20 protein-coding genes are annotated in these 21,141 nt (G+C 68.5%); 3 read left to right on the top strand and 17 right to left on the bottom strand.

What is annotated here, in order from left to right:
- Positions 1–17: 17 nt before the first annotated feature.
- Genes ACOZ4H_RS00460 through cobN form a run of 3 tightly spaced genes read right to left on the bottom strand, consistent with a single transcriptional unit; the run spans position 18 to position 5,499 of the window.
- Complete coding sequence (locus tag ACOZ4H_RS00460; RefSeq protein ID WP_424327475.1) at positions 18–779, bottom strand: cobalt-precorrin-7 (C(5))-methyltransferase; 762 nt, start codon at positions 777–779, stop codon at positions 18–20.
- 60 nt (positions 780–839) lie between these two features.
- Positions 840–1,613, bottom strand: coding sequence for a precorrin-8X methylmutase (locus tag ACOZ4H_RS00465; protein WP_424327476.1), 774 nt, complete (start codon positions 1,611–1,613; stop codon positions 840–842).
- The gene (gene cobN / locus ACOZ4H_RS00470; RefSeq protein WP_424327477.1) at positions 1,603–5,499 is read right to left on the bottom strand and encodes a cobaltochelatase subunit CobN; all 3,897 of its coding nucleotides are present in this window, start codon (positions 5,497–5,499) and stop codon (positions 1,603–1,605) included. Before cobN ends, ACOZ4H_RS00465 begins: the two co-directional genes overlap by 11 nt.
- A gap of 35 nt (positions 5,500–5,534) precedes the next feature.
- Between cobN and ACOZ4H_RS00475 the strand changes: the two genes are divergently transcribed.
- From ACOZ4H_RS00475 to ACOZ4H_RS00485, 3 genes are all read left to right on the top strand, one after another.
- Entirely contained in the window at positions 5,535–7,697 is a 2,163-nt protein-coding gene (locus ACOZ4H_RS00475) for a VWA domain-containing protein (protein ID WP_424327478.1), read from the top strand.
- Positions 7,698–7,765: 68 nt separating this feature from the next.
- Positions 7,766–7,972 (top strand): CbtB domain-containing protein, encoded by a 207-nt coding sequence (locus ACOZ4H_RS00480; protein ID WP_424327479.1) that lies wholly within the window; start codon positions 7,766–7,768, stop codon positions 7,970–7,972.
- Entirely contained in the window at positions 7,972–8,682 is a 711-nt protein-coding gene (locus ACOZ4H_RS00485; protein ID WP_424327480.1) for a CbtA family protein, read from the top strand. The genes ACOZ4H_RS00480 and ACOZ4H_RS00485 overlap by 1 nt, the downstream gene beginning before the upstream one ends.
- A gap of 6 nt (positions 8,683–8,688) precedes the next feature.
- Here ACOZ4H_RS00485 and ACOZ4H_RS00490 read toward each other — a convergent pair whose 3' ends face one another.
- From ACOZ4H_RS00490 to ACOZ4H_RS00555, 14 genes are all read right to left on the bottom strand, one after another.
- Positions 8,689–8,880: a hypothetical protein gene (locus ACOZ4H_RS00490; RefSeq protein WP_424327481.1), complete on the bottom strand. Its 192-nt coding sequence runs from the start codon at positions 8,878–8,880 to the stop codon at positions 8,689–8,691.
- Positions 8,881–9,009: 129 nt separating this feature from the next.
- Positions 9,010–9,696, bottom strand: a complete 687-nt coding sequence (locus ACOZ4H_RS00495) for a hypothetical protein (RefSeq protein ID WP_424327482.1) — start codon at positions 9,694–9,696, stop codon at positions 9,010–9,012.
- Positions 9,697–9,844: 148 nt separating this feature from the next.
- Entirely contained in the window at positions 9,845–11,116 is a 1,272-nt protein-coding gene (locus tag ACOZ4H_RS00500) for a PQQ-binding-like beta-propeller repeat protein (protein ID WP_424327483.1), read from the bottom strand.
- On the bottom strand, positions 11,109–11,480 hold the full coding sequence (locus tag ACOZ4H_RS00505; protein WP_424327484.1) for a DUF3209 family protein: 372 nt from the start codon (positions 11,478–11,480) through the stop codon (positions 11,109–11,111). Before ACOZ4H_RS00505 ends, ACOZ4H_RS00500 begins: the two co-directional genes overlap by 8 nt.
- Before the next feature lie 29 nt (positions 11,481–11,509).
- Entirely contained in the window at positions 11,510–12,733 is a 1,224-nt protein-coding gene (locus ACOZ4H_RS00510) for a CbiX/SirB N-terminal domain-containing protein (protein WP_424327485.1), read from the bottom strand.
- Positions 12,730–13,389, bottom strand: a complete 660-nt coding sequence (locus ACOZ4H_RS00515; protein WP_424327486.1) for a cobalamin biosynthesis protein — start codon at positions 13,387–13,389, stop codon at positions 12,730–12,732. The genes ACOZ4H_RS00510 and ACOZ4H_RS00515 overlap by 4 nt, the downstream gene beginning before the upstream one ends.
- Positions 13,386–13,658 (bottom strand): ferredoxin, encoded by a 273-nt coding sequence (locus tag ACOZ4H_RS00520; RefSeq protein WP_424327487.1) that lies wholly within the window; start codon positions 13,656–13,658, stop codon positions 13,386–13,388. Before ACOZ4H_RS00520 ends, ACOZ4H_RS00515 begins: the two co-directional genes overlap by 4 nt.
- Positions 13,658–14,671, bottom strand: a complete 1,014-nt coding sequence (gene cobJ / locus ACOZ4H_RS00525) for a precorrin-3B C(17)-methyltransferase (RefSeq protein ID WP_424327488.1) — start codon at positions 14,669–14,671, stop codon at positions 13,658–13,660. Before cobJ ends, ACOZ4H_RS00520 begins: the two co-directional genes overlap by 1 nt.
- Before the next feature lie 2 nt (positions 14,672–14,673).
- Positions 14,674–15,600, bottom strand: a complete 927-nt coding sequence (locus tag ACOZ4H_RS00530; protein WP_424327489.1) for a precorrin-3B C(17)-methyltransferase — start codon at positions 15,598–15,600, stop codon at positions 14,674–14,676.
- A gap of 167 nt (positions 15,601–15,767) precedes the next feature.
- Positions 15,768–16,739, bottom strand: a complete 972-nt coding sequence (gene cbiG / locus ACOZ4H_RS00535; protein ID WP_424327490.1) for a cobalt-precorrin 5A hydrolase — start codon at positions 16,737–16,739, stop codon at positions 15,768–15,770.
- 404 nt (positions 16,740–17,143) lie between these two features.
- Positions 17,144–18,022, bottom strand: a complete 879-nt coding sequence (locus ACOZ4H_RS00540; RefSeq protein WP_424327491.1) for a cobalt-precorrin-4/precorrin-4 C(11)-methyltransferase — start codon at positions 18,020–18,022, stop codon at positions 17,144–17,146.
- Positions 18,015–18,812, bottom strand: a complete 798-nt coding sequence (locus ACOZ4H_RS00545) for a cobalt-factor II C(20)-methyltransferase (RefSeq protein ID WP_424327492.1) — start codon at positions 18,810–18,812, stop codon at positions 18,015–18,017. The genes ACOZ4H_RS00540 and ACOZ4H_RS00545 overlap by 8 nt, the downstream gene beginning before the upstream one ends.
- Positions 18,809–19,414: a precorrin-6Y C5,15-methyltransferase (decarboxylating) subunit CbiT gene (gene cbiT, locus ACOZ4H_RS00550; RefSeq protein WP_424327493.1), complete on the bottom strand. Its 606-nt coding sequence runs from the start codon at positions 19,412–19,414 to the stop codon at positions 18,809–18,811. Before cbiT ends, ACOZ4H_RS00545 begins: the two co-directional genes overlap by 4 nt.
- Before the next feature lie 102 nt (positions 19,415–19,516).
- A complete protein-coding gene (locus ACOZ4H_RS00555; protein ID WP_424327494.1) occupies positions 19,517–21,067 on the bottom strand; it encodes an ATP-binding protein in 1,551 nt (516 codons plus the stop codon).
- Positions 21,068–21,141: the final 74 nt, after the last annotated feature.

Genomic DNA, 21,141 nt, shown 5'->3' on the forward strand with positions numbered 1-21,141 from the left:
CGTCGCAGGCACCCTCGTCACTCTCGCCGCACGACGAACACCGACAGGTCCGAGAACCGCGTGTCGTCCCTGCTGTCGCCGCCGGCCTCGGCTGCGAGGTCGCCGAGCGTCGTCGCGGTCCGCGCCTCGTCGTCGTGGGTGAGTCGCTCGTAGACCAGCGCCGGGAGTTCGGGGTCACCGCCGGCGTCCAACAGCTCGGCCGCGACGTCTTCGGGCATCAGATCAAAGGGCCGAGGTAACACGAGCAGATGCCGGTCGCCCACGTCGCTCCGGAGGCGGTCGAGATCGGCCGAGAGGTCGCCGCTCTTGTGCAGCGTGACAAACGTCGTGTCCTCCATCGGCGTCCGGGCGCGGCTGGCGGCGATCTGGAGCGAGGAGATGCCCGGCACCACGCGGACCGGCTGGTCGACGGCACGCTGGACCTTCCCGACGAACTGGTAGCCCGAGTGGTTCGGGTCGCCCATCAGGACCGCAGTCCCGCGCTCGCCCGCGGCCACGCGCTCGGCGAAGGTGTCCAGCGTGTCCAGTTCGTCCTGGTAGCCACAGGTCAGCAAGTCCGCGTCGGTCCGGTCGGCGACGAAGTCGACCACCGTCTCGAAGCCGACGACTACGTCAGCTTCGCGGATCGCCTGCTCGCCCCGTGGCGTCAGGAAGTCGAGGTTCCCCGGACCGATGCCGACGGCGTGGACCGGTCGGTCAGCGTCGGGGTCCTCGGGTGCGACCGCCGCGAGGTCCGCCGGGTCCGGCCCGGCGTCGAGGTCGTAGTCGTCCTCAGTCATCCAGCGACGCCTCCCGGCTCGCGGGTCGTTCCTCCCCGCTCGCTCGTTCCGAGGGGGAGGTCATATGTCGACCTCCCCCTCGCGCACATCGCTTGCGACGTGCACCAGTTCGTTCGTCAGCCCGGCGGCCAGCCCGCTCCCGCCGCGGCGGCCGACGTTCGTGATGGTCGGCACGCCGTGCTCGGCGGCGACCTCGCGGAGCCGCTCTCGGCTCTCGGCGGCCTTGACGAAGCCGACGGGCGTGGCGACGACGACCGCCGGGCGCGTGCCGTCCTCGATGCAGTCCGCCAGCGCGAGCGCGGCGGTCGGCGCGTTCCCGACAACGGCAATCGCCCCGTCGTAGACGCCCTGCTTGTCGAGTTCGAGCACTGACGCGGCCGTCCGGGTCATTCCGGTTTCGGCGGCCAGCTCCGCGCCGTTGCCGATGGCCTTCTGTACCGGACAGTCGTGACCGCGACCGGTGATGCCGGCCTTGACCATCGTGATGTCGGTGACGATGGGCTGTTCGTCCAGCACGGCCCGCGCCCCCGCGCGGACCGGTTCGTCGTCGTCCGCACCAGTGAACCGCATCAGGTGCTGGAACTCGGGATCGCCGGTCGCGTGGACGGACTTCTGGCGGATGCGGTCGGCCAGCGTCTCGTCCGGAACGAGTTCGCGGACGCGGTCCATCGACGTCTCCGCGATGTCCATCGCGTTCGAGGTGGTCGCGCCGAGGTCGGCGTACTCCTCGAAGTCGTCCTCGCTGTTCGTGTCGCCGTCTGTCGCATCGTCTGCGTCGGCGGTTTCACCGCCTCCGTCTCGCGACGCCTCCGGCGTCGCGCCATCAGTCGTCATCTGAGGTCACCTCCGTCGAATCGCTGCCGGGGTCAGCGCCAGCGCGGGCCTCTAGGTCCCCATCCACTTCCAGGTTCAGGTCCCGCAGGCGGTCCCGGGTTTCGTCGTCTGCGTCCCAGAGCCCGCGGTCGATGGCTTCCAGCAGCGTGTCAGTAATCGAATCCAGCGCCCAGGGGTTCACGTCCCGGAGCCACTCCTGTCGGTCCGCGTCGAAGGCGTAGCGCTCGGCCACGTCCTCCCACAGCGTGTCGCTGACCACGTCTGTCGTCGCGTCCCAGCCCAGCACCACGTCGACCGTCGTCGAGAGGTCGCCCGCGCCCTTGTAGCCGTGCTCCTCCATCGAGTCGAGCCACGAAGGGTTCAGAACGCGGGCACGCATCGCCTTCCGGACCTTCTCCTCGTTGGTGTAGACATCGACGTTGTCCGGATCGGACGAATCACCCACGTAGGAGTTCGGCTCCTCGCCGGCGATTTCCGTGACCGCGGAGATGAAGCCGCCGTGGAAGGCGTACCAGTCGGAGGAGTCGAACTCGTCCTGTTCGGCGGTGTCCTCGATCTTGACGGTCGCGTCGACCGAGGAAAGACGGCGCTCGAAGGCGTCGTGGGCGTCACTGACCCGACCGCGGGAGCCCATCGCGTAGCCGCCCCACTGGACGTACACGTCGGCGAGGTCCGAGCGGTCGTCCCAGTTGCCCTCGTCGACGGCCTTGTTCGTCCCGGCCCCGTAGCCGCCCGGCCGCGTCGTGAACACGCGGTGTTTCGCCGCGCTCTCGGCGTCGCCCTCGTCCATGCCATCCGCGACGAGGTCGTCGGTCTCCTCCTCGACGTGCTTTTTCACGTAGTTCATCTCGTGCGGTTCGTCGAGGTCGACGACGGCGTCGACGGCGTCGTGGACGACCCCCGCGGCCGCCGGGAACGCGTCCCTGAACAGGCCGGAGACGCGCGTCGTCACGTCGATGCGCGGGCGGCCGAGTTTCTCGAGCGGAATCGGCTCAACGTCCTCGACGCGACCGGCGTCGGACCAGACCGGTTCGACGCCCATCAGCGCGAGCACCTGCGCGATTGTCTCGCCGCGGGTCCGAACCGTCGGCGTGCCCCAGACGACGACGCCGATCTCCTCGGGGTACTCGCCCTCGTCGGTCTCGTGCCGTTCCAGCACGCCGTCGGCGACCTCGCTGCCCACGTCCCAGGCCGTCTTGGCCGGGACCTTCCGCGGGTCCAGCGTGTAGAAGTTCCGGGCCGTGGGGAGCAGGTCGACGCCGCCGCGGGTCGGCGCGCCGGACCCGCCGGGCGGGACGTACTCGCCAGCCAGCGCGTCGGCAGTGCGGGGAATCTCGTCGGCCGCGCCGGCCACCCGCGGAGCGGCCTCCTCGCAGATGTACGCCAGCGCCTCGCGGAGGGCGTCGTGCGCGCCCGACCGCACGCGAGCGTCCCCGAGCGGTTCGATGTCCACGACGAGGAGGTTCATGTTCACCTCCGAGGTACTGTCTTCGAGTTCGCTCTCTGGCACGTCGAAGTCGTGCTCGGCCAGCGTCCGGACGAGGTCCTTGCTGTTCTCGTGGACGCGGTCGGCGGCCTCGGCGTAAGTCATGCCGAGGGCCTCGTCGTACTCGCCGGGGGCGTTGCGCAGTTTGTCGTAGTCGACGCCGAGCACGCCCGCGACGCTCTCGCGGAGCGACGGCGCGCCGGGATTTTCAAGCCGAGTCAGCGCGACCAGATAGTCGACGAGCCGGTCGTCGGCCGGCGGTTCGCCCATCGTGTGCAGGCCCTTCCGGATCTGGGTCGTCTTCACGTCCGTGAGGTACTCGTGGACGCGTTCGACGAGGGCGTCGATATCCAACTCATCACCGTCCACGTCGCCCTCAGCGAGCGTCGACCCCGCTTCGTCGGGCCCACGAACGTCGGCTTTCTCGTCGATTTCGCCCGCGATCCCGAGTTCGACGGCGAGGTCCAGGTCGTCCACTGTCTGGCGGATCTGCTCAGCGAGATGCTCGCCGTCGTCGGTGCGAGCGTCCTCCATGCCGGCCTCGCGGTAGCGGTCGGCCAGTTCCTCCAGGTCGGCGAGGTCGTCGTAGGTCCCGGCGTTGGCCATCACCGGCGTCAGGTAGTCCACGATGGCGGCGTAGGACCGACGCTTGGCCTGGGTCCCCTCGCCGGGGTTGTTGACGATGTAGGGGTAGACGTTCGGGATGTCGTCGATGAGCTGGTCGGGTGCGCTCTCGCCGTCCAGTCCGACGGTCTTGCCCGGCAGCCACTCCAGGCTGCCGTGGGTCCCGAGGTGAACGACAGCGTCCGTCTCGTAGCTGTTGCGGAGCCAGCGGTAGAACGCGACGTAGTCGTGGGGCGGCTGGAGATCCGAGTCGTGGTACACCTTCGAGGGGTCCATCCCGAAGCCCCGCGGCGGCTGGACCGTCACGAGGACGTTGCCGAACTCCACGCCGGGAATCGCGAACGGTCGGTCCGGCGGGTCACCCCACTCCTCGATGACGTTTTCGCGGAAGTCCGCGTCCAGCGTCTCGAACCACTCGCCGTACTGGGCCGGCGAGACGGTGTCGACGCTCATCTCGCGCACGTCCTCGGGCGCGACCCAGCGGTCGTCGAGCGTGAGTTGTGCGGTGAGGCGTTCGACAAGCGACTGGCCGCTGTCGGGCATCGTGTCGCCCAGGTCATAGCCCCGACTGTCCAGCTCTTCCAGCAGATTCACCGTGCTCTCAGGTGAATCCAGTCCAAACGCCGTCCCGATCCCGTCGTCGCTGGGCGGGTAGTTGTGGAGGACGACGGCGACCTGCTTCTCGTCGTTGGGCGTGTGCCGCAGTTCGGCCCAGTTGACCGCCAATCGCGCGACGTGGTCGATGCGGTCGTCGATTGGGAAGTGCTGTTTCGGCGCGCTACCGATGCCGGCGTCGTCGTCGGTCCGCTCCTTGCCCGAGATGGGGTGGGTAATGACGTTGCCGTCGAACTCCGGCAGCGCGACCGAGAGCGCGAGTTCGAAGCCCATCACGCCCGTGTCGCTGCTGTCGTACCGGGACCGGGAGCGCATCGTCGTCACGGTCTGGATGACCGGGACGCCGAGCTTGTCGAGGAACACGTCCTCGGCGCTCTGGCCCTCGTCGTCGGCGCTGCGGCCGCGTTCGTCCATCGACAGCGAGAACATGAACGACGAGCAGACGGCGTCGACGAGCGGGTTGCCGTCGTCGTCCAGCAGCCACTCCTCGGTGACCTGCTCGGCGTTCCACTGGCCCTCGGCGTCGGTCGCCGGCTCGCAGAAGATGGGGAGCGCGTTCGCCCCCTGGGCCTCGATGGCCCGGACCTGCGCGTCGACGTAGCGGGTGTTCTCGTGGGTCCAGTGGGACTCGTAGAACCAGACGGCGACGGTCGGCTTCGCGGGGTCGAACGTCGCCCGAAGTTCGTCGATACTCGCGCCCGGGTGGTCGGGGTGGTAGACGCCCTCGGTCGGGAGTGTCACCGGGTCGTCGTACGCGGGATCGGCGTCGCCGTACTGCGCCACGAGGTAGCGGACGCAGTTGGCGACGTTGCTCGCCCCGCCCTTCTCGAGGTAGTCGTAGACTGTCTCGCGGTGTTCGTCAGGAACCGACGTGTCCTCGAAGGCGAAGGCGTCGCCCGTCGCTTTCACCACGAGCGGGACGCCGGCCTCGCGCAATCGCTCGACGGCCATCTCGTAGCCGGGCATGCTGTCCTCGGCCCCGTGGAGCCAGAGGATGACGGCGTCGGCGTCGGTCAGTTCGTCGACGAACGCCTCGACCGCTGGCTCGTCGTCGAGGTCGCTCTCCGAGCGCACGACGAGGTCCGCGTCGACCTCGCCCGCGGCCCGCTGAACGGCCCCGAGTTCGTTCTCCGTCGCGGTGTAGAGTCCTAGCTGTGGCATAACGTTATTAAATCTCCGTTTGCACTAATACAAGTATGGTTGTACTCGGCGACGGCAAAAAAGCTTCGCAGGGGGGCTCGTTCGCGGCCGTGGTTGGCCAACGGGACCTCAAAGACGGACTGCTGGCCGTCGTGACGGACGACGATCTGGACGGCCTGTTGGTCCGCGGCGAGAAGGGGACGGCGAAATCGACGGCCGTGCGCGCCCTCGCCGACCTGCTGCCGGAGCAGCGCGCGGTCGCGGACTGTCCCTACGGCTGTCCGCCCGACCGCCCCGACGAGCAATGCGAGGACTGCCGGACACGCTCGGACCCGCCGGTCGAGACCCGGTCCGTTCCCCTCGTCACGCTCCCCCTCGGCGCGACTCGGGACCGCGTCGTCGGCACACTGTCGGTGGCCGACGCGCTCGACGGCGACCACGAGTTCGACCCCGGCCTGCTCGCCCGGGCAAACCGCGGCATCCTCTACGTGGACGAGGTGAACCTGCTGGACGACCACCTCGTCGACGTACTGCTCGACGCCGCTGCGAGCGGCCAGAACCGGGTCGAGCGCGACGGCGTCACCGTCACCCACCCCGCCGAGTTCACGCTCGTCGGGACGATGAACCCCGAGGAAGGGGACCTGCGGCCGCAGTTGCGGGACCGCTTCGCCCTGCAGACCGAGGTGTCTGCCTGCGAGGACCTAGAGGAGCGCGTCGCTATCATCGACCAGGCGCTCGGGGAGGGCGGCGACGAGGAGATGCAGAGCGAACCCGACCGCGACCCGGGCGAGCGCCTGCGGACCGCCCGTGATGTTCTTCCGGAGGTCGCCCTCGCCCGCGAGTTCCGCGAGCAGATCGCCGAACTCTGCCGGGACGCCGGCCTCGACGGCCACCGTGGCGACATCGCCACGGCGCGAGCGGCCAGGACCTTCGCCGCACTCGACGGGCGGACGACGGTACTCGAATCGGACATCGAGCGCGCCGCCGAGTTCGCGTTGCCCCACCGGCTCACCGCCCGACCCTTCGAGGACGCGCCGGACGTGGACGACGTGCTGGATGACCACTTCGAGGACGGCGAGGACGAATCCGAGGAGCAGTCCGCCGACGACGGAGAAAACGGTGACGAGGAAGGTGACGCGGAAGACGACGGAGAGGAAGCGGAGGCGGGCGACGAGTCAGCAAACGACGGATCCGATTCCGAAGGCGGTGAAGATGGGAGCGAACAGCAAGAAGAGCGGCCGGACGACAGCGGTGACGCCGGCGAGGACGGCGACGACGAGTCGGGCGAACGCGGCGAGCAGCCGACACCAGCATCCGCCGACAGCGACGGCGAGCGGCAAGCAAGAGAGGCCGGCGACGGCGAAGGAGAGGCTGGAGACGACGGCGAGGAGGGTGACCCCGACCAGTCCGACGACCCGGAGAGCGCAACCCCGCTGTTGCCGGGCCAGTCCCGCGCCGCAGTCGGCGACAGCGGCGCGCCCGACGTGGACGCACCCTCGGTCGACACGGACGGCGGAACAGCGAGCGGCCGTGCCAGCGCGACGGGAACGAAACGCGGCGCAATGGTCCGCACCGAGCGCGCCGGTCGCGACGACGAGGTCGACGCCGCAGCGTCGGTCCGGGCGGCAGCCAGCCGCGGGAGCGGCCGCGTCGAGTCGCGGGACCTCCGCAAATCCGTTCGCGCGGGCGATGCGGAGACGCTGGTGGTGTTCGCCGTCGACGCGAGCGCGTCGATGCGGCCGGCAATGAAAGCCGCGAAGGGCACCGTGCTGGAACTGCTGAAAGACGCCTATCAGGCCCGGGATCAGGTCGCCTTCGTCACCTTCGCCGGCGAAGGCGCGGACGTGGTGCTCCCGCCGACCGACAGCGTCTCGCTGGCGGCCCGCCACCTGAAGGACCTTCCGACCGGCGACCGGACGCCGCTGCCGGACGGGCTGACGGCCGCGCGCGAGGTGTTGCATCGCGCAGCGCCGGACGCCGGCGTCGTCGTTGTCGTGACCGACGGCCGGGCGAACACCGCCGACGGGAGCCCGGTCGATTCGACCCGGACCGCGGCGCGGACGCTCGGCGAGGCGGCTGACCGGACCGTTGTCGTGGATGCGGGCGAGGAGAGCCGCGCCGGATTACTCGACCTCGTTGCAGACGAAACGGACGCGTCGGTCGTCCCGCTGGATGCGCTGACCGCCGAGCGCGTCGATGCCGTGGCCAGCGAACGATAATCCCCAGTTGGCCTATGTGAGGCGGAAGTTTTACAATCTTACTTGTTCTTAGGACAAGTGAGCTTACAATGCAGGATGACACTCCCGCCGCACGCGCCACGGACAGCGTGCACGACCGCATCGAACGCGCCAGAGCGTCACTGACCGGCCCGCAGATCGCCATCGCCGTCGCGCTGGTGGCGGCGCTCGGCTTCACGCTGCTGTTCGTGCAGGACCCGATGCTGCACGACTCACTGCACAACTTCCGGCACAGCGCCGGCATCACCTGCCACTGATGGCGACTGACTACCTCGAACGCGGCGCGGTGGCCGGCGTGGCGGGCGGGCTGGTCTACGGCCTGTTCGTCGCGACAGTGGGGAACGCCTTCACCGCCGGGCTGGAGACGTTCGAACACAGCCACGGCGGGGGCGGCCCCGCCGTCTCGGAACTCACGACGGCCGTCGCGAGCATCGGCGGCGGCGTCCTCTGGGGGCTGCTGTTCGGCGTCGCGGCCTTCGGAATGGCGTACTTCTTCCTCGAACCGGCGATTCCCGGATCGGGAGCGACGAAGCGGCTGGCGCTTGCGGGGGCCGGCTTCCTCACCGTCTCCGGCGCGCCGTGGCTCGTCTTGCCGCCACAGCCACCGGGCGTCGAGCAGGCGCTCGGAACGGAGGTGCGCCTCACCTGGTACGCCGGCCTGATGTCGCTTGGCGCGCTGGTCGCGGTGCTCGCCGGGTTCGCGTACCGGCGGACGGAGCGCCGCCACACCGCAGTTCGACTCGGGGCGGCGGCGCTGCCGCTCGCGCTGCTCGTGGTTCCGGTCGCGCTCGCGCCCGCGAACCCGGTCCACGGGGACGTGCCCGCCGCGCTGGTGGCCGCCTACCGCTGGACGGTCGTGTTCGGCCAACTGCTGCTGTGGGCCACAATCGCAGGAGTTCACGCCTGGCTCGGAGATAGTGACACCCCAGCCGCGGACGGCCTGGACTACCCCGCGACAGCCGACTGATCCCGGTTACTGGGTCGCCGCAAGCTGTCGCATCGCATCCGTTTTCTGCTGCCGATACACCGAACAGGTCCGGCCTGTGTCGAGTTCCCACACGAGCGCCTGGCGGAAGTCGTGCGCACAGGACGCCGAGCCGTCATCCCGGAACGGACAGTGAGCGCAACAGCTCGGGAAATCGAGGTCGGCGTCGTGACCTGTCATGGTAACACATAGCATACTGACTCGGCATAAGTGTTTTCGTGATGACGTGGTTGGTGGGTGGCCGGGAACAGCACTTGTGCGTGCGGACCGCGGTTTGACTCTGCGAACGTCCCCGACGACGGACGCGGTTCAGAGTCTCCCGGCGACCGTTCCGAGATTGAGGGCCAACCCGACAACGGTGACAACAGCGGCAAGCACGAGGTTCGCTGTCTGTCCCCCGGCTGCGACCACCGGCGACCCGGTGACTGCGAGTGCACCCAGTCCGAGTCCGGCGACGGCAAGCGCCAGGCCGGCCAGACCCACGAGCATCGTGCCGGTCGGGCCGAACCGGCCTGTCGCCCGGTCCGCCTCGTACCGGTCCAGTGCGTCGTACATCGTCTCCGTAATCGACTCCTCTACGTCCGCCATCTGCCCCGAGAGGTAGGTGTTCAATGTCTCCTCGTGCTCGTCGAGTTTTGCGGCGCGGTCGGACAGTTGCGCGTCGTACTCCGTCAGTTCGGCCTCGCGCTCGTCGAGATCGGTCTCCCGGTCGTCGAGAGCGGCTTCGCGTTCGTCGAGCTGGTACTCCCGCTCATCAAGTTCCGTCTCTCGCCGGTCAAGCTCCTCCTCGCGGGCGTCGATCTGCTCCTCGCGGCGGTCGAGTTCCGCGCTCCGCTGGTCGAGGCCCATCTCCCGCTCGTTGAGCCGGCGCTGCATCTGCGCGAACTCCCGCTCACGCTCGGTCGGGTGGTCATCGACAGCAGTGCTGTCGACATCAGCATCGGAGTCCGCGTCCGCCGGTTCTTCCTCGTGGTCCGCGTCTGTGTCATTGGCCATGATCGGCTCCCGTACCGAAACGCTACGGCTAGCGAACGGTTAGTTTGATACCACATAACACAGTAACCGGAGCCAAACCAGGACATCACGTCTGAGAGAAAAAGCGTCCGAACGGACCGCTACCGGTTCAGATCGCCACATCGACGCGTCAGCGGCGCGATCGGCCCGTCTCGCTCTCCACCTCAACCCGATGCAACCGGTACGCACCGCGTTCGCGACCCTCGTCGTGGTAGACGACCGGTTCCTCGACGGCAACAGCGGTCCCGTCCCCGATTGCGGCCGCGGTCACGACGCCGTCGGTGTCCAGCGTATCGATGGGGCCGTCTGCGACAGCGAACAGTCGAAGCGCGTGGTCGTCGGCGTCGCGGTCCCGAAAGTTCTGCGCGCCGGGAACGGCCAGCAGCGAACCGTCGGTGCCCAGCCCGCTGGCGAAGCCGCCCACCGGGGCGTCCCAGTGCCGGTGGCCATCCGGCGAGACGCCGACGGCGGTGTGCTCGCTCGGATGCCGCGCGTCGGTCTCGCGGCCCGCCTCGGGGTACGTGTTGCCGGTGACGAACACCGCGCCCCCGGCCGTCGCGTGGACGTGGTTCGGGTACGCGTAGACGGTGTCGCCGTCCACGTCGGTCGGCGTCGCCAGCGGGACGCGCCAGCGTTCCCGGCCGCCGCTGTCGAGCCGGTAGCCGCAGTAGTCGCCGTGGCTGGAGACGACAGCGCCGTCAGCAAGCAGGGCCACGTCGCCGACGCGGCGCTGGCCGTCGGTGCCGGGGTCCCACATCCAGCGCGGCTCGCCGCCGTCGGCGTCAAGGACGACGAGACCGTGCTGGTGATCGCCCGGACAGCGGTTGTAGGCGACGGCGACGCGGCCGTCGCCGGCGTCGAGCGAGATCGGCGAGCCGTCGGTTCGGTACGTCCAGTCGACGGTGCCGTCAGGCGCGAACGCGTAGACGACGCTCTCGAAGTGGCGGAGGTCGTTCCCGTCATCGTCAGTCCGTCGCTCGTACCGTCTGGCGGCGGCATAGAGCCGGTCGCCGTCGGTTGCGAGGGACGCGACGAAGGGGAGTAGGAAGCGCGTCTCCTGCTGGGCCTCGCCGAGGTCCGTTCTGGTGTCGTAGCGCCAGCGAAGGCCCCCGTCGGCGTCGTGACAGCGGATCTCGCCGCGGGCGCTTCGTTCGCCGACGACGACACCGCCGTCGAAGGGCACCGCCGCGACGACGCTGGGTTCCCCGTCCGTGTCGTACTGCCAGCGCGGACGTGGGGGGCCGGACTCCGCCGAGACGTCGAACGCCCGGAGGTCCCCGTCGGCGGTGCCGACGACCGCGAGCCCGTCGGTCAGCGTGACCGCCGAACGGCGGCCCTGATGGCGCGAGCGGGCCGGGGTCACGTCCCCGAGGTCAGCGGTCGGGGCGCGCTGGCTACTCATCGACCGGGAACGCCTCGTGGAGGACGTCGTGGGCCTCACCGAGCCCGTCGAGGACGTCCTCGCCCTGCATGGTGATGCGCGACACCGCCCGCTCGGCGTCGCGGACCGCGACGAGTCGGCCCCGGAGGTAGTCGTATTCCGGGTCGTCCTCGTCGGTCGCGGCGATTTCTTCTTCGAGGTCCACGAGCGCCGCGTCGAGGTGACGCTCGATGCCGGCGAGCGTCTCCGCGCCGGCGAGGGCCTCGATGGGGCCGGTCATGTGACCCTCCAGTTCCTGCTCGGCGTGCTGGCGGGCGTGGTCGTCTTCGGTACCGAGAACGTTCATGAGGCCCAGTCGGAGAGCCTCGATTTCGTAGCAGCTCATGGGTGTCGTAGTGTTGTAAGGGTGTACTCTCAAAGGGTCTGGTCGACCAGTTCGCTCACGATGCGGTCGCGGTCAAGATGCGAGGAGACGATGTCGGCGGCGTCCTCGTCTTCGACGCCGCCGTACCAGACGCCGTCCGGATAGACGGCGACCATCGGCCCCTCGCCGCAGCGGCCGAGACACGACGACCGCGTGATGCGGGCGTCGCACTGGTCGCTGTCGCGGGCGGCCTGCCGGAGTCGTTCGAGGACCGCCGGCGCGCCGTCCTGTGCGCAGGTCTGGTTCGTACAGACGGCGACGTGCTTCTCGGGAGCGTCGTGGACGTGGGGGTCGTCGTCCACGTCCTCGCGGTCGGCGTGTTCGGCTTGGTGGGTCAGCGCTCGAAGCATCGCGCGAGCGCCGCCCTGGTCTTCCTCGTAGCCGTCGAGTTCGACCTTGTACTTGCAGGTGTCACAGGACATCTCGACGCTGCCGGTCCGGGCCTCCTGCCAGCGGTCACCGAGCACGTCCAGCAGACGGGTATCCGTTCCAAGCGGTTCGCCCGGCGCGGCGTCGACGTAGGGGTACTCCTCGTCGAACTCCCGCGCGCCGTCCTTGATGCGGCCGGTCAGCACGCCGTCGCCGAGCATGTAGGGGATGACGACGACGGCGTCGGGCCGGGTCTTGGCGATGTCATGTAACGTATCGTCGAGCAGTGGCTCGGTGACGCCGATGAACGAGGCTTCGACCCGCGAGAACTCGCGGCCCTCGTACAGCAGGCGGGCGAGCTTGTGCACGTCGGCGTTGGCGTCCGGGTCGCTGGAGCCGCGGGCGCAGACGACGGCGGCGACTTCGTCGTCCTCGCGGTCGACGCCGAGGTCGGCCTCAACGGCGGCCGCGCGGTCGTCAAGCAGGTCCAGCAGCGCCGGGTGGACGCCCAGGTGCGCGCCGTTGTTGATGGTCAGTTCGGGATGGGCCTCGCGGGCCTGCTCGACGGCCAGGGGCACGTCGTTTTTGACGTGACTGGCGGCGAACAGCGAGAGGTGGACCACCGACACCTGCGAGACCGCTCCGGCCAGCCCCGCGATGGCGTCGTCGATGGCCGGCTCCGCGAGTTCGAGGAAGGCGGCGTCGACCGGGATGCCGAGCCGCCCCTCCAGTTCGACCGCGAGGTCGCGGACCTGTTCGTTCGACTTCTCGCGACGGGAGCCGTGCCCGACGAGCAGGACCGCCTCGTCGTCCAGCGTGTCGGGGGCGGTGATGGCTTCGCTCATCGGACTCGTTCGACGCTCTTCCGGAGCTTGCGCCGCCGACTGGGCGCGAACAGCCCGGTCTCCTCGCTGCCCTCGTACAGCCAGTCGCCGAGGGCAGGTGCCGCGTCGTCGTCCACGCCGAACCAGTAGCCCGACGATGTCTCCGAGAGGTCGTCGTACGGGGCGTCGACCGGGCAGCGGTCGAGGAGCGTCTGGACCGTCCGGAGGAGTCGCTCGTCTTCGTGAACGAACGAGATGCCGACGGCGTTGTCGTCGGACTTGAAACACACCGTCCCACAGCCTTCGAGCAGGCCTCGGAGGAGCTGGCGGTCGTAGTCGGCCAGCGCGTCGAAGCGGTAGCCGCCCGAGTCCCCGTCGAAGGGTAGGCCGAGCGCGGCGCTGGCGCGGTCCGAGAGCCCGCCGACGACCTGCACCGTGAACTCCTCCTCCTTGCGGGTGATGGAGGTATCGTGGGCGTAGGCTCGCTCGACGATGCGGCGGTCAGCCCGTTCCGCACCAGCGATGGACGCGAGCCGCCGGGCGGCCGTCTCGTCGTTGGTTCGGACCGTGACACAGCCGTCCTCGCACTCCCCGTCGCCGGCGACCCGGCCCCAGAAGTACGCCGTCTCGGGATGGGCCGCGAGCATGTCCCGCGGCGCGCCGGTCTCGACGCTCATGGCTGGACCTCCCCGGTATCGGTCGCCGGCGCATCGACGGCCTCCACGTCCTCTTCGACGGATTCGACGTGAATCGCGTCCAGCGGACAGGCCGCGGCGGCCTGCTCGGCGTCGTCCCGCCGGTCGTCGTCGAAGGTGGCCTCGATTGCCGTCCGGTCGTCCGTCTCGATGGCCGCCAGACCTTCGCCGTCCTCCACGAAGCGGTCGTCGCGGACGAGACAGGCGAAGATACCGTCGCAGGCCTCGCGGTCGATGGTGATTCGGTACATTAGTAGTCGTACTTCGTCTCGTAGCCCCGCGGGGTCACCATCCGGTCGTCCCAGACGTAGGTGTCCTCGTTGCCCACGAGCAGGGTGGTGGTCATGTCCACGAGGTCCGTCTCGCCCAGTTCGGGGAGTTCACCGAGTTCGACTATCTCGACCTGTTCGTCCTCTCGGCCGGCGGCGTGGACGACGCCGACCGGCGTCTCGGGGTCGCGGTGCTCCAGTAGAATTTCACAGCACTTCTCGTAGTTGTCCCGGCGCTTGCGGCTCCAGGGGTTGTAGATGGTGATGGTAAAGCCCTCCTTCGCGGCGGCGTGGAGCCGCGACTCGATTGTCGGCATGTCGGTGAGGTGGTCCGACAGCGAGATGGAGACGGTGTCGTTGACCAGCGGCGCGCCGACGCGGGCGGCACAGGACTGGGCCGCCGGAACGCCCGGAACCACGTCGAAGTCGAGCATCGTCGCCGTCGCGCCCTTGGACTCGATTATCTCCAGCGCGAGGCCGGCCAGCGCGTACACGTTCGGGTCGCCGCTGCCGATGATGGCCACGTCGTTGCCCGCCAGCGCGCGGTCGATTGCCTCCTCCGTCCGGGACACCTCGCCGCACATCGGCGTGTTGTAGATGTCCTCCGCGGCGTCGGTCACCTCGTCGGGCAGCAGGTCGACGTAGGTGGTGTAGCCGACGATGTGCTCGGCGTCCATGAGGGCGGACCGCGCGCGGGCGGTCATCCCTTCGGGCTGGCCGGGACCGAGGCCGACGGCAATGAGCTGGCCCGGCTCGGCGTCGAAGTCGTCAACGGTCGCGCCGACCTCCTCCTCGTCCGAGTCGCTGGACGAGGACGCGCCACAGGAGCTACTGCTGGATGAAGATGACGACGAAGCGGACGACGAGGACGCGCCACACTTCGAGGCGGTGTCCTCGCCCGTGTCCGGTGTCGTTTCTGTGGACGAGCTTGCCGTACTCGCGCCGCATTTGGATTCTGTCTCGGTACTTGCGTCGGTGGTGTTGTCAGTGCTCATTGTCAGAAATCGTCGACGTCACGCCCGCCGCGCGGGGTGACGAGGAACTCCTGGTAGTCGTTGCGCCAGACTTCGGTCTCGTGGGTGCCGACGACGATGGACGAGCCCATGCCGCCGACCTTGTCGTCGTGCTCGGACAGTTCGCCGAGCGTCGTGATCGTCTCCGTCTCGTCGTCGAGGTTCCGGCCGGCTTCCCCGCGGCCGGAGTCGTTGACGATAGCGGCGGGCACGTCGTCCGCTCGTTCCTCCCGCAGAACATCGACGGCTCGCTCGTAGTCGCGCCAGCAGTTGTAGAGGACGACGACGAACCCCGAGATAGCGGCCGCCCGGAGCTTCTCTTCGATTTCGTCCCAGCCGCGCCACTTGTCGGACAGCGAAATCGTACAGAAGTCGTTCGACAGCGGCGCTCCGAGGTTCGCTGCGCCCGACAGAGCAGCGGTCACGCCGGGGACGATCTCGATGGGGACGTCGTCGGCGTCGTCGGCGTCGGCCATCGTAAAGAGGAGGTCGGACTTCCCGTAGACGTTCGGGTCGCCGCCGGAGACGTGGGCGATGTCCTCGCCGGCCCGGACCCGCTCGAAGGCCTCGCGGGCGAGTTCGACCTGTTTGCCCATCGACGAGCGAATGAGGGTCTGCTGGCGGCCGTCGGGCCGCTCCAGCACGGTCCCTTCCTCGTCGGCGATTTCGCCGTCGTCGGTTTCGCCGTCGAGTTCGGCGGACTGGGGTGGGAGCGTCCCGTCCTTCCGGAGGAACTCCTGGTAGAGGTTCGAGGCGATGATGCAGTCAGCGGTCTGAATGACGTCTTTGGCCCGCTGGGTCATGTCGTGGGGCAGCCCCGGCCCGATGCCGACCACGTACAGCGTCCCGTAGTCGGCTGGACGCGTCGCCTCGGTCGTAGCCTCTGCCGGCTGGCGTCCGTCGCTGCTCATCCTGGCACTCCGAGAGCCGACGGTCGAATCTCGATACTGTGGCGCATGGTGAGTACAACGCCGCTTTCGCATAAAACAATTGTGCTTGTATTAGTCCAACTGTAGATGCAAACGGCGGTTCCGGTCGACAGAAACGCGGCTACCGGGACCCGGGAGATCCGTCCGAGCTACTGCCCGATAGCAACGGTAACAGCCTCGTCGTAGCGGGTCTTCTCGGCCAGCAGGTCGTGCTCGCTGCCGGCAGCGATGGCCGACGCTTCGGCGATGCCCGGCCAGCCGATGAGTTCCTTCGACCGCGAGGGGGTCGGCCCCTCGAACTCCTCCAGGGTTTCTTTCTCGAAGGCGACGACGCCCAGCCCCCACTCCTCGGCCGCGGCGAGCATTCCTTCCTCGTCGGCTTTCCGCGTGCCCGTCGCGACGAACTCCACGTCGCCGCGGTCGCGGTCGGCCTCATCGAGGGCCCGCTGCCACGCTTCGTGGAACTGCTCAACGTCGGCCCCGGCGACGCTGCCGGTGCCCAGCACGACGCCGTCGTCCTTGTTACGCTTGAGCACCGTCACGTCGTCGTCGACCAGCACGGCCTTCGGCCCGTCGAGGCGCTCGATGGGACCGAGTTCGTCGTCCAGCACGGCGAGGTTCGTTGCTACCGTCGAGTCGCCGTTGACCACGTGGGCATCGAGCGCTTTCGCCTGCTTCTCGACGCCCTGCTTGTCCGCGGCTTCCGAGGCGGTGGTCATCGCCGGCACCGCACCCATCGACGCGAGGTCGTCGGCGACCTGGTTCGCGCCGTGGTGGCCGCCGGTGATGGGGATGGCCCAGGTGAGTTCCTCGTCGACCACACAGATTGCGGGGTCGTCCCACTTGTCGTCGAGCAGGTGGGCCGTCTTGCGCATCGCGATACCGCTCGCCATCAGGCCGATGAAGCAGTCGTACTCGCCCCAGTGCTCCTCGAACACGTCGCCGTGGTATTCGAGGATGTCGATGGACTCGTAGCGGTCGCCGATGCCGTCGACGATATCCTCGGCGGTGTCCATCTTCCGCTCGAAGGCCACGATGGCGATGTCCTCGGCTACTTCGCCGTCTGAGTCGGGCGCTTTGCAACTGTTCGAACTCGAATCGTTGTCGGTGTCAGTGCTCATGGATTCTCCGACCGGTGAAACTGCCCCAGGCGACCGCCGGCCGGTCAGCCGCGTGGGTACTGTCTGCGGTTCGATTCTCGGCTATGGCAGATCGCTGCGAGGCGACGCTCGACTGCTGTCGGCGCGCGCTGGCGCGCTCGGATGGCGCGCCAACGCTGTGCGAGGGATGAGCAGCACAGCGAGTAGAACGAGCGAGCAGCGCAATCGGTTGGGGAGGCGTGTGGCTCGCGGTGGCGTGCGGTGCTGCGGGGTGGACTGAAAGGGGCCGGTCGCTCCGGGAAGACGACCGATGTAAGCACGTGAGCGAAGCGAACGCGCGCAACGAGGTCCTCGACCGGAGCGACCGGGGGCTTTCTGGCTGTGGTCGAACGCACCGGTCCAGTCTCCACCAGCGACAGACCATCCTAGTCGTCGGCTTCCTGCGATCCACTCGACTCACCACGGTTCGCCCAGTCGCCGTAGAGGAACGACCGCTCGTAGTCCTCGCCGCCGACGGCGTCGCCGATGACGACCATCGCGGAGGCGCGGTAGCCCGCGTCCTCAAGCTTCTCGCCGATGGTCGCAATCGTCCCTTCGATGACATCCTCGTCGGGCCAGGACGCGTGGTAGATAGCCGCCACGGGCGTCTCCGGGTCGTGACCGTCTTCGAGCAGACGGTCCATCGTCTCGGAAACGGCGTGGGTCCCGAGGTAGATGCAGGTCGTCACGTCGCCCATACCGACGAACTCGGAGATGTGGTCCTCGTCTTCGTCCAGCGTTTTGCCCTGCGGGCGGGTGAAGGCGACGTGGTTGGCGACCTCGTTGAGGGTCAACTGCGTTCGCATCGTCGCGCTGGCGGCGAACGCGGAGGTGACGCCGGGGACGATGTAGGTCGGGACGCCCTCGTGTTCGAGTGCGTCCATCTGTTCCAGGGCCGCACCGTAGATGGCGGGGTCGCCGCTGTGAAGCCGGACGACGGTGTCGCCGGCCTCGTAGGCGTCCCGCATCAGCGGAATCAGCTCTTCGAGGTCCTTGCCGATGGAGGACACTGTCTCGGCATCCTCGCAGTACTCCTCCAGCAGTTCGCTGTTGACGAGCGAGCCGGCGTGGACCACGAGGTCGGCGTCGGCCAGCAGTTCGCGGCCGGCGACGGTCAGCAGCCGAGGGTTGCCCGGACCGGCCCCGACGAAGGGGATGCCGTCCTGCTCGTCGCCGGCACTGTACTCGTACACGCGGTCGTCCCGGTTCCCGGCGACGGAGTCGATGGCCGTCTGCGGGTCCGTCTCGGCAGTTTCGTCAGTCATGCTTCACCTCGTCGCCGCACAGGGCGGCTTCGGAGCGCTCCTGTCTGGCGAGTTCACCGATTGACTGCTCGCCACCGTCGGTCACGACACCGCTTTCGTCGGCCGCTTCGAGGAAGGCGTCGGTCGCCTGTTCGACGCGCGTCTCGGGCTTCTCGGCGTAGGCCAGCGTGTAGTAGTCTCGCTCGTCGATCTCGCTCGGGTCGTCCGTCACGACTGTCTCGCCCTGTTCCATGAACAGCCGGCGGCCGTACACAACGTCGTAGCCGGCCTCGACCAGGCCCTCGTGGGTAGCTGGCGCGTCGGTCACCTTGAACAGGATCATCCGGTCCGGGCCGGTCGGCGACGCGCCGCGGTCGGCCTCCCGCAGCGCCAGGCTCGATCCTGCGGTGATCTCGACGCCGAGCGCCGTCGCGAACGCCGACATGGCGCTGACGCCGGGCACCACTTCGAGGTCGACCTCGGGGTGGAACGCCGCGAGGGTCCGCCGGAGGTGGCCGAAGGTCGAGTAGACGTTCGGGTCCCCGAGCGTGACGAAAGCGGCGTCGCCGTCGCGGGCCGTCGGCGCGATTTCGGCGGCGGCTTCCTTCCAGGCTGTCCTGAGCTTTTCCTCATCGCGTGTCATCGGGAAGTCGAGGTCGCCGATGCGCTCCTCGGGGACGTGCTCGGTCGCGACCGACCGCGAGAGCCGTCCCGGCGAGTACACCACGTCGGCGGATTCGAGGGCGCGCTTCCCGCGGACGGTCACCAGGTCGGGCTGCCCGGGGCCGAGACCGATGCCGTAGAGCGTCATCGGTCGCCTCCGTTCGTCGCCTCAGTCTCGGCCGGCGACCCGCCGTCGGCAGCAACGTCCTCACTGGCGCTGCCGACGAGCATGTACACCGGGTTCTCCGAGTTGAAACTCGTCGCGCCGGCGAGTTCGTAGCCGTGGCTCACCTGGAACTGGACGACTTCCTCCAGAATGTCGCGCTCGCGGAAGGCCTCCGTCGCCGCGCCAGCGACTTCGAGCCGCGAGACGTTCATCACGATTCGGTCGACACCGGTCTCGACCGCGTGGTCGAGGATGGCCTCGTAGTTGCGCGACCCGCCGAGGAAGAGGGCGTCGGCGTCGTCCGGCAAGCCCTCCGGGGCCTCGGCCTCGCGCAGTTCGACATCGGCGTCGACGTCGTTAGCGGCGAGGTTCTTGCGAGTCACGTCGAGTCGATTCCCCTTGCGTTCGAGCGCAGTGACCCGCCCGGCCCGGCGCGCCGCCGTGATGGTGACGGCACCGGTACAGGAGCCGACCTCCGCGAAGTGATCGGACCCGGTGAGAGCGAGTTTGCTAGCGAGGACGGCCCTGACCTCCGGCTTGGTGGGACCGGCCTTCGCATCGTGTGGGAGCGAGACGCGGGACATCACGCTATACAACTGCAGTAGCGCGTAAAACAATTTTGGTTGTATTAGTTCAAGTTTGGATGATAGCAGGGTTCGGGGGACGGACCTAATTGGATGAGTAAGTCAGGGAGACCAGACACGGCAGCCGTAGCGGTAGAGCGCGGCAAGGGAGGCCCCCCAGAGGAGGTGAGCCAGCAGCGACACCGCGCTGAGGTTCGGGAGGTTAGCTTCGATCCCGACAAGCGAGAGCCATATCGGCATGATGAGCCCGGCTGCAACGAGCCAGAGCGCGAGCGACCAGCCGAGAGCGACCCCGTAGTACCTGAGGCCGTCGGAGAGCTGGTCCGGCGCAGTCTGGACCAGTGCGGCGTACACCAGTCCGAAGACGACGCTGTGGAAGCCGTGGGTGAGCCACCCGACCAGGGCGTTCTGGACGCCGTACAGCGCCCCGATGACCGGGACGCTTCCGGAGAGGAACTGCATCGGGACGCCCATGACGACGGCAGCGACGAGCGACGTCCCGACGGCGAGACTTAGGCGGCGCGGTGAAAGCCCCAACACGTCGTTCGACTGGGACGTCGCGACGCCGCCATCGGCCGAGACTCGCGGCAGTGTCAGCGTTATCGTGGTCCCCCCGTCCGTGACGGTGGCTGCCGTCCGACCGCCGTAGCTTCGGACGAGCAGGCGGACGAGATCCAGCCCGAAGCCGGTCGAGCGGTCCTCGTAGGAGCCGATTTCGCCGCGGTCCAGCAGGTCGAGTTGCCGCTCGGGCAAGCCCCGTCCGTTATCGCTGACGCTGATGGTGACGGTGTCCGTGGTGTCGGTGACTGCAACCTCGACGCGGGGACTGTCGCTGTCGTTGTAGACGACCGCGTTCTCGACCAGGTGCGCGACGAGATTGTCGAGCATCGTGTTGGCCCGCACCCGCAGGTCCGCGGGCACGTCGGCCTGTAGGTCGTAGTCGGCCGATGGGTGCGTCTCCCGGACTGCGTCGACGCCGGACTTCACACACGGAACCACGGGTACGGCGTCCAGCGACAGATCGGCGCCGCCGTGGGTGATGTGTTTCATGTTCTCGACGACCTGCTGGACGCCAGCCGAGCGGTCATCGATGACCGACAGAACGTCTGCCGTTCCCACACCGTCCCGCGACTCCGCGAGTTCTACCCGGCCCCGGATGACCGTCAGCGCGTTCAGCACCCTGTCACGGAGGATACGGTTGACCAGGTCCAGCCTGGCGGCCTGCTGTTCGAGTTCGTGTTGCTGTCGGTTCGACCGGCCGGCGTAGACGCCGGTGAGCGCCCCGCCGACGCCGCCGCCGATGAGGAAGTTCGACAGGTACGTCCGGCTCCCCCCAGCGGACAGCGGCCCCATGCTGCCGTTGCCGACCAGCGTCACCAGGACGAGGACGAACATCGCGCCGGTGCCGGCGAGACACCACAGCGTGACCGTCCGAACGAACCCGCGCTCGAACTCACCGACGACAAGGGCGACACCGAACGCCGACAGCCCCAACCCGAGGATCAGCGGCAGCACTCCGCCGAAGACGAACGCCACCGGACTGTCCCTAACCGCTAGCGTGACTGTGAACCGGGTCAGAAAGAAGCCGAGGACGGCGACGACGAGTCCGGTCGGCGAGAAGCCACGGCCCAGGGAACGAATGTACTCGAACATGGTCCAACCCCGACAGCGCTACCATCGAGATACGTACCATTTTGCGTCAGGGTACAAATCGGTTACCCAGATAC

The sequence above is a fragment of the Haloarcula amylolytica genome, assembly GCF_049705545.1.
Classification (GTDB): domain Archaea; phylum Halobacteriota; class Halobacteria; order Halobacteriales; family Haloarculaceae; genus Haloarcula; species Haloarcula amylolytica_B.

Bases quoted from the DNA above. Each gene is read 5' to 3' on its own strand.
- ACOZ4H_RS00460 (WP_424327475.1), bottom strand. From the start codon at position 779: ATGACTGAGGACGACTACGACCTCGACGCCGGGCCGGACCCGGCGGAC.
- ACOZ4H_RS00465 (WP_424327476.1), bottom strand. From the start codon at position 1,613: ATGACGACTGATGGCGCGACGCCGGAGGCGTCGCGAGACGGAGGCGGT.
- cobN (WP_424327477.1), bottom strand. From the start codon at position 5,499: ATGCCACAGCTAGGACTCTACACCGCGACGGAGAACGAACTCGGGGCC.
- ACOZ4H_RS00475 (WP_424327478.1), top strand. From the start codon at position 5,535: ATGGTTGTACTCGGCGACGGCAAAAAAGCTTCGCAGGGGGGCTCGTTC.
- ACOZ4H_RS00480 (WP_424327479.1), top strand. From the start codon at position 7,766: ATGCAGGATGACACTCCCGCCGCACGCGCCACGGACAGCGTGCACGAC.
- ACOZ4H_RS00485 (WP_424327480.1), top strand. From the start codon at position 7,972: ATGGCGACTGACTACCTCGAACGCGGCGCGGTGGCCGGCGTGGCGGGC.
- ACOZ4H_RS00490 (WP_424327481.1), bottom strand. From the start codon at position 8,880: ATGACAGGTCACGACGCCGACCTCGATTTCCCGAGCTGTTGCGCTCAC.
- ACOZ4H_RS00495 (WP_424327482.1), bottom strand. From the start codon at position 9,696: ATGGCCAATGACACAGACGCGGACCACGAGGAAGAACCGGCGGACGCG.
- ACOZ4H_RS00500 (WP_424327483.1), bottom strand. From the start codon at position 11,116: ATGAGTAGCCAGCGCGCCCCGACCGCTGACCTCGGGGACGTGACCCCG.
- ACOZ4H_RS00505 (WP_424327484.1), bottom strand. From the start codon at position 11,480: ATGAGCTGCTACGAAATCGAGGCTCTCCGACTGGGCCTCATGAACGTT.
- ACOZ4H_RS00510 (WP_424327485.1), bottom strand. From the start codon at position 12,733: ATGAGCGAAGCCATCACCGCCCCCGACACGCTGGACGACGAGGCGGTC.
- ACOZ4H_RS00515 (WP_424327486.1), bottom strand. From the start codon at position 13,389: ATGAGCGTCGAGACCGGCGCGCCGCGGGACATGCTCGCGGCCCATCCC.
- ACOZ4H_RS00520 (WP_424327487.1), bottom strand. From the start codon at position 13,658: ATGTACCGAATCACCATCGACCGCGAGGCCTGCGACGGTATCTTCGCC.
- cobJ (WP_424327488.1), bottom strand. From the start codon at position 14,671: ATGAGCACTGACAACACCACCGACGCAAGTACCGAGACAGAATCCAAA.
- ACOZ4H_RS00530 (WP_424327489.1), bottom strand. From the start codon at position 15,600: ATGAGCAGCGACGGACGCCAGCCGGCAGAGGCTACGACCGAGGCGACG.
- cbiG (WP_424327490.1), bottom strand. From the start codon at position 16,739: ATGAGCACTGACACCGACAACGATTCGAGTTCGAACAGTTGCAAAGCG.
- ACOZ4H_RS00540 (WP_424327491.1), bottom strand. From the start codon at position 18,022: ATGACTGACGAAACTGCCGAGACGGACCCGCAGACGGCCATCGACTCC.
- ACOZ4H_RS00545 (WP_424327492.1), bottom strand. From the start codon at position 18,812: ATGACGCTCTACGGCATCGGTCTCGGCCCCGGGCAGCCCGACCTGGTG.
- cbiT (WP_424327493.1), bottom strand. From the start codon at position 19,414: ATGTCCCGCGTCTCGCTCCCACACGATGCGAAGGCCGGTCCCACCAAG.
- ACOZ4H_RS00555 (WP_424327494.1), bottom strand. From the start codon at position 21,067: ATGTTCGAGTACATTCGTTCCCTGGGCCGTGGCTTCTCGCCGACCGGA.